The organism is Microbulbifer maximicatervae (SeqCode) (assembly GCF_056232625.1).
In genome coordinates this window covers 4481411-4498132 of record NZ_CP174324.1, presented here as the reverse complement: position 1 = coordinate 4498132, position 16722 = coordinate 4481411, and the positions used below count along the sequence as shown (strand labels likewise).

Sequence of the window (16722 nt, the reverse complement as noted above, 5' to 3'; positions counted from 1 at the left end):
CTATCCCTATAAATCTAAACCATGTCATAAAGCGCTTTTATCACTAATACCAAGCCACACAAAAACATTACTAATAGAGTGTATTTCCTAAATTTTTTAAAGCTGACCTGATTCAATCTCCTTTTAGCGAGGGTTACACCAATAATCCCCCCAAGCCCAGCTGCCACACCATAGAATGCCAACTCTAGGGATACCGCCGAGAATGTAATATAAGTTCCCAGCTTTACAAGCTGCATTAATAGCCCATTAAAGGCCTTAGTAGCTATCAGGGATTCTTTCTCGAGGCCATAATTCAGCAAGAAAGGGTTCTTAAGGGGACCCATTGCCCCAATAAGACCGGAAGCAAAAGCGGTCACCAATCCCAGAGGTAAAAAATAGGGAAGTGACATGGGAAAAGACCTTTCCCTATGGCCAAAGCGATACTGCAGTATCGTGGACATTAAAAAAAGCCCAACCACTATTTGTATCCACTCTGGGGACATCTGCGTATAGGAATATGCACCTAGCAATGCCCCGACTAAGCTGCCTGGAGTAAGCCAGCGTACTACCCGCCAATCAATATAGGACCAAAAAACCAAGGCCCGGTAGGGCGAAGCCAGGCACTTGGCAATGGTTACCGTTGGTGCAACCAGGTGTGGACCAACGATAAAACTAATCACTGGAACAAGAAGCAGTGCTCCGCCCCCGGCCGCAAGCGTGCTGATATACCAAATCAAGACGCCAAAAATCAGCAGCAATAGCTCTATCATTTTACCGCTTCAGAAGTCACCAAAATCACAGTGAATAAAGTAGAAATTCAGGCTTGGGCGCAATTCCAACACTAACCGGTAATCCAATACTCTCTTCACTAGAAGAAACGCAGCCTTAGCTCAACCAGTACAAAACCAAATGCCAGTAGCTAAATTGAAAAGAACTGCTGAATCCCAACAAGTACATTGGTTGTTGCCACTGAGGCCAGGATCAGCCCCATAACTCGACTCACGATACTGGCCCCGGCATCACCAATAAATCGATATATCCAGTTGGCAGTTAGCAGCAGCAATATCACTATCGCCAACACCGCTACCATGGCAGATGCTGTACTCAGCTGATGGACCACATCAAATCGATGGTTATCTGTGAGTACCACAGCCGCGAGCATGGCTCCGGGTGAGGCAATGGAGGGCACCGCAAGAGGGAAAATCGCTGTCTCATGCCCCTCACGGATGATTTCTATCTCCTGCTCTGGCTTGCTCTCACCAAATATCATGGTTAAGGCAAACAGGAACAGGACGACGCCTCCGGCTACCTGAAATGCAGAAAGGGGCACGCCAATCGCCTCGAGGAAGAATTGCCCTGCGACCAAAAAGAACAACAAGATCCCGGTTGCGACGAGTACTGCCAGCCAGGCTATCCTGCGCTTTTGCCACTCTGCATGTCGTGAAGTGACTGCGATAAACACTGGCAGAGTACCCACCGGGTCAATCACAGCAAAGAAAAAGACAAAGCTACTGATCCAATCGTCCAATTGGGACTCCGACGTGCCGTGCTACTATCCGCTTAATTAGAGCCCCAGGCAGTATGGGCAGGACCGGAGCGAGGTGTGCTTAGGGGGTCCAACGCCGTTATCTACGGTAACTGCTGGCGCAAGCGTAACTTGTAACTTAGAAAAAAAGTCTAGTGCATGACGAATCACTCACCGACCGCCCGACGCATCGCTAAAACCATCCTCAATGGTTTTGACGCCTATTTCGCAGACTATCAGAACATCACTTTGGGCGCCAAGGCCCGTTTTGAAACCGCCTCCTGGCAAGCGGCACATGAGGCCAATAAAGCCCGGATCGATCTGTACAAAACCAAGGTCACCCAAGTGGTGGACCTGGTCCATTCGGTAACCAGCAAGGACACCAGCCAGCTGGAACTGTGGCGTGATGCCCGCGCCACTTATGCACAGCTGATTGCCAATCACAGCAATTATGAGATCGCCGAGACCTTTTTTAACTCGGTGTTTTGCAGCCAGTTTCACCACACCAACATTCACGACAGCAATATCTTCGTCAAGCCGTCCCGAGCACCGGAAGACAAACCGCTACGGGATTACAGCATCTATATCAGTTACAGCGGCCGCCACGGCCTCGAGTGTATGATCGAAGATATTCTCAAGGATTTCAGCTTCTCCACGCCCTGGGAGAATATGGAGCGCGACATTGCCCATATCTGCGAATCCCTGCGCAGTGCACCTCTGGCCAATGTGGACAACGAGAAACACTTGCGAGTGGACATGCTGGAGTCGGTTTTCTACCGTAACAAAGCGGCCTATCTGGTGGGGCGCATAATCCTGAACGGCGAAGTTATCCCCATGATCCTGCCCTGCCTAAACAACGGGCGCGGCGGTATTTTTGTGGACACCCTGATCTACAACAACGACTCCGCCAGTATCATTTTCAGCTTTACCCGTTCCTACTTTATGGTGGATGCGCCAATCCCCTCCCGCTTTGTGCGCTTCCTGTCCACCATTATGCCGCTCAAGGAGAAGTCTGAGCTTTACAACTCTATCGGCTTCCACAAACACGGTAAGACCGAGTTCTACCGCCATATCCTCGCCCATATGAAGGTCAGTAACGACAAGTTTGTTATTGCACCGGGCATTAAAGGGATGGTGATGAGTGTATTCACATTGCCCTCCTACCCGGTGGTATTTAAAGTCATTAAAGATGAGTTCGACCAGCCGAAAACTGTCACCGAGAAGATCGTAAAGGAAAAGTACAAGTTCGTATCCCGCTCTGACCGGGTCGGCCGTATGGCTGACACCCAGGAGTACTCTTACTTTATTTTCTACCGCAATCGCTTCAGTGAAGAACTGATCAAAGAACTGCAAGAAGTGGCGCCATCGAAACTGATCATTGATGAGAAGCGGGTCATCATCAAACACCTGTATGTAGAGCGGCGTATGGAACCACTTAACCTCTACCTACAACACGCCAATGAAGAGCAAACCAAGGAGGCCATGGAAGAGTATGGCAATGCGATCAAACAACTGGCAGCCGCAAATATCTTCCCTGGTGATATGTTGCTGAAAAACTTTGGGGTTACCCGTCACGGGCGGGTAGTCTTCTACGATTACGATGAGCTCTGCCCATTGACGGAATGTAACTTCCGCAAGATTCCCGAAGCTCACACCTCTGAGCAGGAGCTGGCCGACAAGCCCTGGTATACCGTCGCAGAAGCCGACGTCTTCCCGGAAGAATTCCGCCTGTTCTTCTCTGGCAATCCCACCGCACGCGCTGCATTCGAAAAACAGCACGGCGATTTATACAACTATCGCTTCTGGAAACTCTTACAAGATCGTATTCGCGCCGGACATGTGGAGAGTGCTTTCCCCTATCGACGCAAGTGGCGTTTCCCGCGCCGCTCCCATAACCGTGCACAACAAAAGTAGACGACCAATCTATGACTATATTGGTAGGAGGACTTTTCCAAGGGAGCGGATAATCCGTGCATATTTTTCGCTGGGCTCTAGTTGCCGCAACTTATTCCCTGCTGACGACCAGCGGTTGCGGCTATTTCCCCAGCGAGATGTCCATCCCCGGTAAGCTTCCGCCGGCAAAGCGCCCACCACCTTACGCACGAATCACAGGAAAACCCCACGTAGTTAGCTGCGCAACCCCCGCCCGGGGGTTTCCAACCCTGTCCTTTGATGAAGTGTTTACTTTTACCGAAAATCCGCGACAACCATTCGTAGAGTCATACGGCCTCCCCCAACAGTTCGACGTGATTGCCTATGTCTGGGGCGCGGAAAGGTGTACGCCAGCAGCCTTCTGTAACTATGGAGATTATTACCAGCTGCTGGGGCGTGGACCCAGAGGCGACTTTGCGACCTGGATCTCAACACCACAATATCCCCGTATTACGATTCAATCCCCCTGCGGCCAGCGGCTGAAGGTGGGGCAGGGCTATCGTTTTTCATTTAGTGATGGACAACTGGTGGGATTTAGCCCCAACTAAAGAAAAGAGTTGCCTCTAGCGTGATAGACAGTATTTGAGACATGCGGTGAAGTTACCCGGTTAGGCCTGTAAAGCATCTATGCCCATACACTCTTGGGCACCGTACAATTCCCTTCTGCCTTTTTAGTACCTCTGGGAATGCTTCTTCAAGTAGCGGTAGATAGCGTCCTGAGCCCGACAGCCCCTACTCCCTTCATTTGCCAACCTGGTGTTGGTTTGACCGGCATCAATTAAGCGGGCCTTCTGATTATCATGCCACTGTAATTCCATGATCTTCTTAATGGTTCGGAGGTGTCGAGAATTGGTTACCGGATAAGTGACTTCGATCCGCTGATCCAGACAGCGGTTTTTCAGGTTTGCAGAGGACATCCACATCAGTTCATCGCCACCATTATGAAACACATAAATCCTTGCGTGCTCCAGAAACTTATCCACCAAACTGATCACCTTAATATTGTCGGATAATCCAGGGGTGTCACATACCAAAGAGCACTCACCGCGAACGAGCAATCGAATCTCTACTCCCGCAGCGCTCGCCCGATAAAGGTGGGCAATCAGTTTGCTGTCTATCAGGCTGTTGCACTTAAAGAATATGCCAGCCTTACGCCCAGCGAGGGCCGCCTCTATTTCCCGGTCTATGGCCTGCTCAAAGGAACTTCTCAATGAGAAAGGAGAGACAATAATATGCTTGAAAACCTGTTTTGTATTGGGGAATCGCATAAATTCAAACAAGTTATAGATGTCGCGACCCACGCCCTGATCATTAGTCAACACACTGAAATCACAGTAGACACGAGCAGTACTCTCGTTAAAATTTCCTGTTCCCAACTGGGTATAAAAACAATTCTTTCCCTGCTCACGGCGAACTACAGAAATTAACTTCGCATGAACCTCCATTTCAGGAACGCCGTAAACAACCAACACTCCTGCTTCTATTAATTTACGGGACCAATAAATATTGGCTTTTTCATCAAAACTCGCCCGCAATTCAACAACCGCAATTACTTTTTTATTATTTCTAGCCGCATTAATTAACGCCGCGATCACTCTTGAGTTTTTCGCCATTCGATACAAAGTGATACGTATCTCTTTTACCTGCGGGTCAATAGAGGCCGAGGCAAGGAAATTTGTTATTGCCCAAAAATCATGGTACGGATAACAAAACAACCCATCATCGGCTTGCAGTTGATCAAAAATATTTTCACTGGTAGATAAAGCCAAAAGTGGCGCCGGCCTTCTATATCGACAACTTTTGGAGTCCGGGGCAAAGCCCATAAGATCTTTGGAGTTGTGATAACGCCCACCAGGGGTATAACTATCCCTGGACCCCATCTTCAACTTTTTCTTAATCAGCTCCAACAGTGTATTAGGCATTTCCATGTCGTAAGCAAGACGTACCGGCTCTGCACGCTTACGCTGTTTGAGCGACCGTTCAACACGTTCGAGAATATCCCGGTTGACATACTCCCCCAGCTCAATATCTGCATCCCGACTTATCTTGAACATATAGGCCTTGGCTGAAAGAATAGGCAGAACATTGCGGAAGACTTCTTCCAGGCACACTCGAATAATATTATCCAGAACGATGTAAACTTTTTCTTTCCTGCCTTGGCGCGATGGGATTTCCAGGAACCGGGGAAGAATAGCAGTGGGAATCTCCATAACTGCATATCTGCTTGGCTCCCCTTTTAAATTCAAAGTGATAGCGAAATAGATATTATTGTCACTCAGCAATGGCATTGCTGATCTGCCATCGATAAAAAAAGGCTCTAACTCCGGTAAAACCAGGCTATGGAAATAATTTTTTACAAATCCCAACTGATGGCTATTTAAGCTATCTTCTTGAACAAGATAAATACTATGTTTTTTCAATCCCGATAACACTTTGACATAAGCTTCGGCATAGCGCTTTTCAAGTGTCAAAATACGATCATTAATAGTTTTCAATAGCTGGGAAAAGTGCTCCCTCTGCCCCACACCAGAATCAATACTCGCCAACCTCCGTACACCAGCCACCTTAATGCGGAAAAACTCATCCATATTCTGGGAGAAAATTCCAAGAAAGTGTACCCGTTCGATAGCCGGGACTGTTTCATCCTCAGCTTCCTGTAGTACTCGCTCATTAAAAGATAGCCAGCTTAATTCGCTGGGAAATAGAGGAATATCATTTAGCATAGATAGAGCACTTCACCAACGCTTCTACTATTGATCACCAAAATCCAAATACCAGCCTCCCCAAATCCGCCCTACTGGTACAGAGCTTAAAATCTGGCTAACTATAAAATAATAGAACAAGGTGACAGCGTATTTTTGGATTAACTCCTTGTGATATCGGCTATAAAACCAACAGTAGAGTTTCTATCTTGGTAGCGGGATCAATAAATAGAGAAAAGATGCACTCTATCAAGAGTGAAGCCTAAACTGGGTAGAATAATGATGTTAGCAGTGCAAATGGTATTTGTGACCCCACAGACAAACTGAAGGGTCACCATTTAATCTAAGGAAGGTCTGCAGCCCATTATTGGCGATCTATACTACTCCGCCTCACGCTGCTTTAAAAAGCGATAGATGGCATCCTGGGATCGACAACCTTTTCGTCCCTCATTAGCCAACTTGGAATTTGTTTGCTTGGCATCAATCAGCCGCGCCTTCTGATTATCACTCCACTGCAATTCCATAATTTTGCGAACTGTAGCCTGGTGCTCCGGATTCATAAGCGGGAAAGTGACTTCAACTCGCTGATCCAGGTTTCGTTTCATCAGGTCCGCCGAAGACAACCACATCAGCTCATCACCACCATTGTGAAAAATATAGACCCGGGCATGCTCCAGGTACTTATCTACCAAACTGATAATACGAATGTTGTCTGATACGCCCGGAGTTTCACAAACCAATGCACACATCCCACGAACGATAATACGAATTTTTACACCTGCGGCACTGGCACGATACAGCTGCTCAATAATCTGACTATCCACAAGGTTATTACACTTGAAAAATAGCGCCGCTTCCTTCCCCGCCTGGGCGGCATCAATTTCACGATCTATCGCTGCAGTAATCGCATCCCGATAGAAAAAAGGTGAAGTGATAATACGTTTAAAAGAAGGGCGCTTACGCGGTGCCTGCATAAACTCAAATACATTGTACACGTCCCTACCCAGCTCCTGGTTATTGGTCAATAAGCTAAAATCACAATAGACCTTCGCTGTATTCTCATTAAAGTTACCGGTGCCTAGATGGCTGTAGAAACGGTCTTTGCCATCCTCGCGGCGAAGCACAGAAATTAACTTGCAATGTACTTTGAGGTTGGGCATGCCATACACTACATTCACCCCGGCATCGCTCAACTCATGGGACCAATGGATATTGGCCTTTTCATCAAAGCGCGCCCGCAACTCCACCACCGCAGTCACTTTTTTGTTATTGCGAACCGCATTAACCAGAGCCGCAACTACACGGGAGTTCTTTGCTACCCGGTAGAGATTAATCCGAATTTCTTTAACTTGAGGGTCTAGTGCGGCAGAGGCCAGGAAATTGACAATCGCATGGAAGTCATAATAGGGATAATAATAAAGCCGATCCCCTGCGCATAGCTGTGAAAATACACTTTCATTTTTCGGTAAGGCTGGCAGTGGTGTGAGGCGCTTATAGCGAAGTCGGGCGGATTCTCCCGGGAATTTCATCAGATCTTTGGAGTTGTGATAACGCCCACCGGGGGTATAGGTATCATAACGCCCCATTTTCAGTTTCTTCTTCACCAACTCCAGTAAAGCCTCAGGCATATCACCATCGTATGCCATACGCACCGGATCTGCGCGCTTTCTCTTTTTTAGAGAGCGCTCCATTCGGTCGAGAATATTCTGGGTTACCTCTTCACTTAACTCCAACTCAGCATCGCGACTGATCTTAAAGGTATAGGCGCTGGCTTTAGCGATAGGCACCACATGGCGAAATATTTCTTTAAGGCATCCTCGGATAATATTATCGAGAACGATGTAGACTTTCTCCCGCTTCCCCTCCCGTGGAGGAATCTCCACAAAGCGGGGAAGTGTATCCGTAGGAATCTCCATTGCCACATAGCGCTCGGTACCATCATCCAACTCAAGTGCTATCGCAAAATAGATACTAGTTTCATTAATCAATGGCATGGGCTTGCGCCCATCGATAAAGAATGGCTCCAACTCCGGCAGCACTTCCCGGTGAAAGTAACTTTCTACAAACTGGCGCTGGTTATCGCTAAGCGAAGTCTCCCTAACCACATGGATATCATGCTTTGCCAGATCCTTTAAAGCTTTGTTATAGGCCTTCGCATAGCGCAACTGTAACCTCAACACTCGATTATTAATCGATTGCAATAGATTACTGTAATATTCCTTCTTTTCTCCGCCAACGGAAAAGGCTGCTAAACGACGTACCGCTGCAACGTGCACACGGAAAAACTCATCCAGGTTATTAGAGAAGATTCCCAAAAAATGTACGCGCTCAATAACAGGTACACTTTCATCTTCCACCTCCTGTAAAACACGCTCGTTAAATGAAAGCCAGCTCAACTCTTTGGGAAATAGAGGCACATCGTTAGACATTGCAAAACCATAAAACGCACCCAGTATCTGACGGCAGTTTAAAAATCCAGATTATTCTGGAAGCAGCCTTAACACGGGGCTGAGGGTCAAGATTAAGTAAAGAAATATGCCACTGAAATGTGGCTGTGAGCAAGCGCCTATAGCAATATAACGATCTAGTATGGCTTCACAGTTTTCTGCCACACTGTTTCAGTCCATAAATAGGCACAAATAAATAAAAAATATCTTTTATTTATAAAAGATATTTAATAATTTTGTCATATTTCTATGAATGGCGCCTTTTTGGTGCGCTGTAAATTGACTGCACTCACAATTGGACTGAAAAGTGGCAAAATGAATAATAGAGCGTCCGGCTCCATACATTAGCGCTTTCAACGGGATATTGATGCAAACTCCAAACGAACGCTATGCCGCCCTAGATTTGGGCTCAAACAGTTTTCATCTGCTCCTGGCAGAATTTCGTGATCAGCGCATGGTACGCCTGCACACAGACAGAGCCATGGTGCGCCTGGCCGAGGGGCTGGATATTAACCACCACTTGGACCCGACAGTAACCGAACGGGCCCTGGCCGCTCTGCAGCGCTTTCAACCTGTGATGGATAAACTGCCCCTCGACCATGTACGTGTTGTGGGTACAAATACACTGCGTATGGCTGCGGCCAATGCCGATGGCTTTTTGGAAGAAGTGGAATCAATACTCGGGGTGCCGGTGGAAATTATCAGCGGCATCGAGGAGGCCCGCCTGATCTTCACCGGGGTTCTCGCCGCCGCCAATGGCCCCCCTCGCTTGCGCTGCATTATTGATATTGGCGGTGGCTCTACGGAGCTGGTTCGCGGTGGTGATACTCCACAGCAACTGGAAAGCCTGGATATAGGCTGTGTTTCCTACAGTAAACGTTTCTTTGCCGATGGCCTGATCAGCCGCAACACTGTAAACCACTTCCAGCGCGCGCGGCGAGCGGCTCGGGCCGAATTGCAGGAGCTACAGCATATTGCCGAAGGCGCGGAAGTTACCGGTTGCTCCGGGACTATCAAAGCGGTTGCCAGGATTTGCAATGATGGTGAAGTAAAGGCGATCAAGCGCGGGGATATCGATCAGCTTGCGCACCGGGTTTCCTCCGCCAAACATATCGCGGACCTGGATTTGCCCTATCTGGATGAAGAGCGTCGCCCGGTATTCGCTGCCGGCCTGGCGATACTGCATGCAATATTCTGCGAACTTGACATTATGCGTATGGAAGTCTCTCCCTATGCAATCCGCGAGGGCATAGTGCACGACTTGGCCGGGCGCTTGCACGGCGGGGATCGACGTGCAGATACGATTGCCGCCATGGTAGAGCGCTGGCAGGTAGATACCAACCAGGCTAAACGTGTCAGTTCCACCTCACTCAAGCTCCTGCAGCAGTTGCGCCCCCAGTACCCACCAGAAGGCAAGGTGCGACTGCACTGGGCTATCCAGTTGCACGAAACCGGCCTGGCCCTAACCCACAGTAGCTTCCGCAAGCTGGGGGCCTATATGGTTAAACACGCCGATATGGCCGGATTTGCCAAAAGTGAACAGGAGCACCTGGCCTATCTGGTGCACAACCAACGGGGAAGAATCAAACCGCCACGGGAGCACTATGGCTTCCACCCCAGCCCAGACCTTCTGTTATGCCTGCGCCTCGGATGTATTATTCACCGGGACCGCACCGAACGCAGCCTAGACGGCTTAAAGCTATATGACCAGGGAGACGCCTATCACCTGGAAGCCGATCAACAGTGGCTGGAGGATAGCCCGGCAATTGCAGAATTGTTGGAGCAGGAAGAGCAACACTGGCGCTCACAGAATCGGCCCCTACAGATAACGGCGGTATAAGAGCCAGGGGCCCTTGTGAGCCACTCTGAACACTGGCGTTTTACGCAAATATTCACCCTACAATCAAAAGCTATGAAACTGAGCGAAGTCACTCTCGAACACCACTATGCGGATATGGGGGAAGCCTTTGGCACCCCCATAGCACCCACTCCTTTCCGCCACCCCAAGGTAATCGATACCAACCCTTCTGTGCTGCAACTATTGGGAATAGATCCCAACGAGAAATCTGACCCCGCCTGGGCCGAGCTGGGCTGCGGCGCCCGCCTGTTTAAGGGAAGCCGCCCATTTGCGATGAAATACACCGGTCACCAGTTCGGGGTCTACAACCCGGACCTGGGGGATGGGCGAGCACTGCTGTTGGGTGAAATCGAGAGTGAAGGCCGGCGCTGGGAACTGCATTTAAAGGGTGCAGGAAAAACGCCCTACTCCCGCTTTGGTGATGGCCGCGCAGTATTGCGCTCCACCATACGGGAGTACCTCGCCAGTGAGGCACTCTACGGCCTCGGTATTCCCAGCACCCGGGCACTGTGCATTGTCGGAAGCGACGAACCTGTCACCCGTGAGAAAATCGAAACCGGGGCCATGCTGATCCGAGTAGCGGAGAGCCACGTGCGTTTCGGTCACTTTGAATACCTGTTTTACACCAAGCAACTGGAGGCCCTACAGGAGTTGATCGGGGTTATTTGCCGACGCTTTATACCGGGTACAGAGGGTATGGCAGTGGGCGACCAAGCTGAAGCACTGCTGCGCTTTACCACCCGCCGCAGTGCAGAGCTAGTTGCAGCCTGGCAGTCCGTAGGCTTTGCCCACGGCGTGCTCAACACCGATAACATGTCGATTATTGGCGACACCTTTGACTACGGGCCCTACGCCTTCCTGGACGACTACGACCCCACTTTTATCTGCAATCACTCCGACCACACCGGCCGCTATGCCTTTGAGCAACAGCCTGGAGTCGTACTGTGGAACCTGAATGCTCTCGCCCATGCACTGTCGGCCTTTGTCGGTGTAGACGCCCTGCGCGAATGCCTGGAGCAATTCCAGCCCGTGGTAAGCGAGGCCTATGCGCAGCGTATGCGGGCCAAACTGGGCCTGGAAAAAGAAGAGGATGGCGACCAGGCCCTCTGCTCGGAACTGCTGAAGTTGCTTCAACACGGCCAGGCCGACTACAGCCTGTTTTTCCGCGCCCTGGCCCACTACCGGGGGGAGCGTCCGGCCAGCGCTTTGCACGAGTTACTCAAACCCACTCACCACAGCGCCCTGGATCAATGGCTGGAGCACTATGATCGCCGCCTCACCCGGGAGACAAATAACTCCCGGGAGCGCAATCTAGCCATGCTGTCAGTCAACCCGAAATACATTCTGCGCAACTATTTGGCTCAGAAGGTCATCGAGGCTGCTGAAGATGGCGACTATCATCCTTTGCGGACTCTGCGCCAGTTACTGCAATCCCCTTTCGCCGAGCACCCGGAGCGGGAAGTCTGGGCCAGTGCACCGCCAGAATCCGGCAAGCGTATCCCCTTGAGCTGTTCCTCTTAAAGGTGCCTTTGGGTAACTCACAAAGGTCCCGAAATTGGAACAAATAGAGAGAAAAGGCAGGGATATGTGGCCAAATGCTACTTTTTGACTGTTAGATTTTACCTGATGACGACTAGCCCACTGCCCTCACAGGTGACTTGATGTAATATCCGGGTCACCCTACTTTACATAGGAAAATAAGTGATGATTAGAAACCTGCTTCTGGCCACCTTTGGCCTGCTGTTCGCCCTGCAGGCCAGTGCTGCAGATATCCTGGGCAACTGGCGCACTATCGATGACGAGACCGGAGAGACAAAGTCCATCGTCAACATCTATGAAAAGGATGGGAAGTATTACGGCAAGGTAGTGGATCTTCTGATGAAGCCTAACGACACCGTTTGCGACAAGTGCCCAGGCGACCTGAAAGGTAAGCCCATTGTCGGCATGGATGTCATCAGCGGGCTGGAAAAGAAAGGGAAAAAATACGAGGACGGGGAAATTCTCGACCCGGTAAAAGGCAAGATTTACGACCTTAAAGTCTGGCTGGAGGATGACAACACCCTTAAGCTGCGCGGCTACCTGGGCTTCCTCTACCGCACCCAAACTTGGCACCGAGTTCAATAAGCAACTAGGTGCAGCTCTCGGGCCCGAGTTCTATCGGGCCCAGAACCCTCTCTCTCAAACCCAGTTAAAGCACCACCCTGCCGCTTTCACCGCTCGTTGCACGAGCCGACACCACTTTATCGTCTTCACTGGTATCAATTCGTACCTTGGCACTCATACCTGCGCGCAGAGGCGGAGAATCCTTGAGAGGGTATAGACGCAGGCGCACTGGCACCCGCTGCACTACTTTCTCCCACTTGCCACTGGCATTCTGCGGCGGTGTGGAAGCAAACTCACTGCCACTGGCGGGACTCATACTGTCCACCTGAGCCTGCCACTCAAAATCCGGGTAGGCATCCAGGGTCACTTCCGCCTGCTGGCCCGTGCGCACGCGACCCAGCTCGGTCTCTTTCAGATTGGCCTCCACCCAAAGGCCAGTGGAACCAATCATTTGCAGCAGATTAATGCCCAGGGTGGCCATCTCCCCCACCTTGGGTACGGTATTGGCGATAGTGCCATCCACTGGAGCAATAATGCGCGTGCGCGATAATTGGTAGCGGGCGGTATCCAGTTGCGCCTGAGCCACTTTTAAATCTGCCTGCTCTTCCAGGGCAATACTGGGGTCACCTCCCAGTTCAGCGCGCAAGCTGGAGAGCTTCTCAGCATTAATGGTGATCTGGGCGCGGGCGCGCTCCAGCTGCTGACGGGCGCTGTCCAGCTCCGCCTCGGAAAACGCCACCTTGCTCAGTTTTTCATTGCGCTCCAATTGGCGGCGGTAAAAGTCCGCATCTTTGCGTGCCTGCTGCAACGCTGCGTCTGCTTCAGCATATTCTGAACGGCGAGCGAGCAATTCGTTGCGCACCTGGGCCAGGCGCGCCTCCGCCTCAGTCACCGCCAGTTCGAAGGCCGTGCGGTCGATCTGAATCAATAATTGCCCTTTCTCCACTACCTGGTTGGCACTCACCAGCACCTGGGTGACAACACCACTAACTTCGGGCGCCAGGGAAATCTTGTCCGCTTTCACGTAAGCGTTCTCTGTCTCGACAATATCGCTGCCGCGCAACAGGTTCCATCCCCCTATCAGGACGGCCAGTACCAGGAAAAAGGAGAGTGCGAACTCTCGTTGTCCGGCGCGGTCTAGCTTAATGGACAGCTTTTCAGTCACATTCAATCTCTTCACGTGTCAAATTCTTGCGCAACCGCAATAGCAGCGACTGCAATTGATCCACCTCTGCGGCGGAAAAGCCCGCAAGTGCCTCACTGCGGGTCTGCTGGGCTACACCGCCCAATAACTCAAGGGCCGGCATTGCCTGCTCCGTCAGATAAATACGGAAACAGCGCCGGTCCTCGGGATCGGGCCTCCGCTCCACCAGCCCCTCCTGCTGGAGGTTATCCAGCTGGCGCGCCAGACTGATCGGCGCTAGGTCCAGGCGCTCGGCCAACTCTGCCTGCTTGAGGCCCTCCTCACGCAATAGATGCCAAAGCACCTGCCAGCGGGATCCACTCAGCCCGTGGTCCTTGGCTCTGCGGTCAAAGTTTCGCCGCAGCAGCCGTGCTGCACTGTGTAGTTCAAAACTCATTTCAGTAACGGCATCTTCCCTGGACATATCTGCTCTCCCTGTCTAAGGCCGCTCATTATAAGCCTGCTTATTATTTCATCAATGTGTGAGTTATCAATATCCCAAAACCCCATTAAAAAAGGCGGTCACTAGGACCGCCCTTTCGACCTGCATCCGGGATGGGTCTATTTCTCCAGAACCTCGATCTTATCAACCTTCTGGAAGCCCCGGGGCAGCTTGTTGCCACGCCGGCCACGCTCGCCGCGATAGTGATCCATCTCCGAGATCTTGATCTTGGTATGGCGCTTACCGGCGTGAACGACCAGCTGGTCCCTGCCCTTCAATACAGCAACACCAATGACCACCTCTTCGCGGGCCGCAGCTCGGGCCGAAGTGATATTGATAATCTTATTGCCCTTGCCTTTGGACAATTCCGGCAACTCAGTCACAGGGAATACCAACATGCGCCCTTCAGTGGTCACCGCTGCCAGCAAGACGTCATCGAGACTCTCCAGCAATTGAGGTGGGAGTACCTGGGCCCCCTTGGGCAGGGTCAGCATGGCTTTACCCGCCTTGTTGCGCGACTGCAAATCCGAGAGCTTGGCGATAAAGCCATAGCCCGCATCGGAAGCCAGTAATACTCGCTGCTCATCAGGGCCCATCAACAAGCCCTCAAAGGTAGCACCGGAAGGGGGATTGATACGCCCGCTGAGGGGTTCGCCCTGCCCCCGTGCTGAAGGCAAAGTATGGGAGGCAATGGAGTAACTGCGACCGGTGCTATCGAGTAATAACGCGGGCTGGTTACTCTTGCCCCGCGCGGCAAAACCGAGACTGTCCCCCGCCTTATAACTGAGTGCTGCCGCATCAATTTCATGGCCCTTGGCCGCGCGAATCCAACCTTTTTCAGAAACGATAACGGTGATGGGATCTGAAGACAGCAGCTCGGATTCACTAAACGCCTTGGCCTCTTCACGAGCCACAATCGGGGAACGGCGATCGTCGCCAAACTCTTTGGCTGCGGCCAGAAGCTCTTTCTTGATCAGGGTCTTAAGGCGACGCTCGCTATTCAGGGTCTTGGTGAGGGTATCTCGCTCTTTTTCCAGCTCCGCCTGCTCGCCGCGAATCTTCATTTCTTCCAGGCGTGCCAACTGGCGCAGCTTGGTATCGAGAATGTAGTCCGCTTGGATATCCGTGAGCTCAAAGCGATCCATCAGCTCCTGCTTGGGCTCGTCACAGGTACGGATAATTTCGATCACTTCATCAATATTGAGGAAGGCAACCAGCAAACCTGCCAACAGGTGCAGGCGCTTCTCAACTTTATCCAAACGGAACTGCAGACGACGGCGGGTGGTAGTGGCGCGGAAAGTCAGCCACTCCCGCAGGATTTTATCGAGGGACTTCACCTGCGGGCGCCCGTCGATACCGATCATATTCATATTGACGCGGTAGTTGCGCTCAAGATCGGTAGTAGCAAACAGGTGATTCATCACCGATTCCATATCCACCCGATTGGATTTCGGCACAATTACCAGGCGCGTCGGGTTTTCGTGATCCGACTCATCGCGCAGGTCGCTCACCATGGGCAGCTTCTTCGCCTGCATCTGCTGGGCGATCTGCTCCAGTATCTTGGCACCGCTCACCTGATGGGGCAACGCGGTAATGACAATATCGCCGTCTTCCTTGCTCCACAGGGCGCGCATCTTGATAGAACCGCGACCGGAGGTGTAAATCTTACGGATATCATCCCGCGGCGTAATAATCTCTGCCTCAGTGGGCATATCCGGGCCGAGAATATGCTCACACAACTCTTCTACTGTGGCCTTGGGATTTTCCAGCAGCTCTACAGTCGCGTTGACCACTTCGCGCAAGTTATGCGGGGGAATATCCGTAGCCATACCCACGGCAATACCGGTGGTACCGTTCAATAGAATATTGGGCACCCGCGCAGGCAGTACGCAGGGCTCATCCATGGTGCCGTCAAAGTTGGGCTGCCAGTCCACAGTGCCCTGACCCAGCTCCGACAGCAGCACTTCCGAATATTTACCCATGCGCGACTCGGTGTAACGCATTGCGGCAAAGGACTTGGGATCATCCGGCGAGCCCCAGTTGCCCTGGCCATCAATCAGGGGGTAGCGATAACTAAACGGCTGTGCCATCAGTACCATCGCCTCGTACACGGCACTATCGCCGTGGGGGTGGTACTTACCGATCACATCACCAACGGTGCGCGCGGACTTCTTATACTTGGCAGTATTCTTCAGGCCCAGCTCACTCATGGCGTACACGATACGCCGCTGTACAGGCTTAAGGCCGTCACCGATATTCGGCAGGGCGCGGTCCAGGATCACATACATGGAGTAATCCAGGTACGCCTTTTCGGTGTACTCCTTTAACGGCAGGCGCTCTGTGGCCTCATAAACAGAGGTGTCGGTCATACAGCACTCGTTATTTTGTTCGGAAGGGGCGGATTATGGCGGACTGAGGCGGGAGGTTCAAAGGGAGCTGGTAATGAAGCACTATCTGACAAAGGGGATTGGCATAGTCCTCAATCTCGAACTGCTTTAGTTCTATGCAAAATGGTACTACACAGTTATTGCATTAGGAAGGAATAGGTAAA

At 51.3% G+C, this 16722-nt stretch carries 12 protein-coding genes; 5 read left to right on the top strand and 7 right to left on the bottom strand.

The genetic code is table 11. From position 1 onward, the window contains the following. Positions 1–14 precede the first annotated feature (14 nt). Together ACJJI6_RS19655 and ACJJI6_RS19650 are read right to left on the bottom strand one after the other, a co-directional pair. Positions 15–749, bottom strand: coding sequence for a sulfite exporter TauE/SafE family protein (locus tag ACJJI6_RS19655; RefSeq protein WP_445355592.1), 735 nt, complete (start codon positions 747–749; stop codon positions 15–17). 149 nt (positions 750–898) lie between these two features. Next, the gene (locus tag ACJJI6_RS19650; protein ID WP_475711821.1) at positions 899–1507 is read right to left on the bottom strand and encodes a MarC family protein; all 609 of its coding nucleotides are present in this window, start codon (positions 1505–1507) and stop codon (positions 899–901) included. 156 nt (positions 1508–1663) lie between these two features. Here ACJJI6_RS19650 and aceK point away from each other — a divergent pair, with 156 nt between their 5' ends. Both aceK and ACJJI6_RS19640 read left to right on the top strand, forming a co-directional pair. Further along, positions 1664–3418 (top strand): bifunctional isocitrate dehydrogenase kinase/phosphatase, encoded by a 1755-nt coding sequence (gene aceK / locus ACJJI6_RS19645; protein ID WP_445361065.1) that lies wholly within the window; start codon positions 1664–1666, stop codon positions 3416–3418. Between the two features lie 56 nt (positions 3419–3474). Continuing rightward, positions 3475–3984 carry a hypothetical protein gene (locus ACJJI6_RS19640; protein WP_475711819.1) on the top strand — a complete coding sequence of 170 codons (510 nt, stop codon included), beginning with the start codon at positions 3475–3477 and terminating at the stop codon, positions 3982–3984. 123 nt (positions 3985–4107) lie between these two features. Here ACJJI6_RS19640 and ppk1 (ACJJI6_RS19635) read toward each other — a convergent pair whose 3' ends face one another. Both ppk1 (ACJJI6_RS19635) and ppk1 (ACJJI6_RS19630) read right to left on the bottom strand, forming a co-directional pair. Continuing rightward, positions 4108–6159 carry a polyphosphate kinase 1 gene (gene ppk1 / locus ACJJI6_RS19635; protein ID WP_475711818.1) on the bottom strand — a complete coding sequence of 684 codons (2052 nt, stop codon included), beginning with the start codon at positions 6157–6159 and terminating at the stop codon, positions 4108–4110. Positions 6160–6518: 359 nt separating this feature from the next. Beyond that, positions 6519–8567 (bottom strand): polyphosphate kinase 1, encoded by a 2049-nt coding sequence (ppk1, locus tag ACJJI6_RS19630; RefSeq protein ID WP_444911591.1) that lies wholly within the window; start codon positions 8565–8567, stop codon positions 6519–6521. A 385-nt stretch (positions 8568–8952) separates the two neighbouring features. Here ppk1 (ACJJI6_RS19630) and ACJJI6_RS19625 point away from each other — a divergent pair, with 385 nt between their 5' ends. The 3 genes from ACJJI6_RS19625 (at position 8953) to ACJJI6_RS19615 (ending at position 12567) form a co-directional block, all read left to right on the top strand. Beyond that, positions 8953–10425 carry a Ppx/GppA phosphatase family protein gene (locus ACJJI6_RS19625; protein ID WP_475711816.1) on the top strand — a complete coding sequence of 491 codons (1473 nt, stop codon included), beginning with the start codon at positions 8953–8955 and terminating at the stop codon, positions 10423–10425. A gap of 15 nt (positions 10426–10440) precedes the next feature. Further along, complete coding sequence (locus tag ACJJI6_RS19620) at positions 10441–11964, top strand: protein adenylyltransferase SelO (protein ID WP_475711814.1); 1524 nt, start codon at positions 10441–10443, stop codon at positions 11962–11964. Between the two features lie 183 nt (positions 11965–12147). Continuing rightward, positions 12148–12567 carry a DUF2147 domain-containing protein gene (locus tag ACJJI6_RS19615; RefSeq protein WP_445361061.1) on the top strand — a complete coding sequence of 140 codons (420 nt, stop codon included), beginning with the start codon at positions 12148–12150 and terminating at the stop codon, positions 12565–12567. Positions 12568–12631: 64 nt separating this feature from the next. On the opposite strand, the gene ACJJI6_RS19610 is transcribed toward ACJJI6_RS19615, so the two are convergent. From ACJJI6_RS19610 to parC, 3 genes are all read right to left on the bottom strand, one after another. Continuing rightward, a complete protein-coding gene (locus ACJJI6_RS19610) occupies positions 12632–13711 on the bottom strand; it encodes an HlyD family secretion protein (RefSeq protein WP_282931136.1) in 1080 nt (359 codons plus the stop codon). Next, positions 13704–14153: a MarR family winged helix-turn-helix transcriptional regulator gene (locus tag ACJJI6_RS19605; protein ID WP_282931135.1), complete on the bottom strand. Its 450-nt coding sequence runs from the start codon at positions 14151–14153 to the stop codon at positions 13704–13706. The genes ACJJI6_RS19610 and ACJJI6_RS19605 overlap by 8 nt, the downstream gene beginning before the upstream one ends. Before the next feature lie 137 nt (positions 14154–14290). Further along, positions 14291–16540: a DNA topoisomerase IV subunit A gene (gene parC, locus ACJJI6_RS19600; protein WP_445361060.1), complete on the bottom strand. Its 2250-nt coding sequence runs from the start codon at positions 16538–16540 to the stop codon at positions 14291–14293. Between the last annotated feature and the right edge of the window lie 182 nt (positions 16541–16722).

Bases quoted from the DNA above. Each gene is read 5' to 3' on its own strand.
- ACJJI6_RS19655 (WP_445355592.1), bottom strand. From the start codon at position 749: ATGATAGAGCTATTGCTGCTGATTTTTGGCGTCTTGATTTGGTATATC.
- aceK (WP_445361065.1), top strand. From the start codon at position 1,664: ATGACGAATCACTCACCGACCGCCCGACGCATCGCTAAAACCATCCTC.
- ppk1 (WP_475711818.1), bottom strand. From the start codon at position 6,159: ATGCTAAATGATATTCCTCTATTTCCCAGCGAATTAAGCTGGCTATCT.
- ppk1 (WP_444911591.1), bottom strand. From the start codon at position 8,567: ATGTCTAACGATGTGCCTCTATTTCCCAAAGAGTTGAGCTGGCTTTCA.
- ACJJI6_RS19625 (WP_475711816.1), top strand. From the start codon at position 8,953: ATGCAAACTCCAAACGAACGCTATGCCGCCCTAGATTTGGGCTCAAAC.
- ACJJI6_RS19615 (WP_445361061.1), top strand. From the start codon at position 12,148: ATGATTAGAAACCTGCTTCTGGCCACCTTTGGCCTGCTGTTCGCCCTG.
- ACJJI6_RS19605 (WP_282931135.1), bottom strand. From the start codon at position 14,153: ATGTCCAGGGAAGATGCCGTTACTGAAATGAGTTTTGAACTACACAGT.
- parC (WP_445361060.1), bottom strand. From the start codon at position 16,540: ATGACCGACACCTCTGTTTATGAGGCCACAGAGCGCCTGCCGTTAAAG.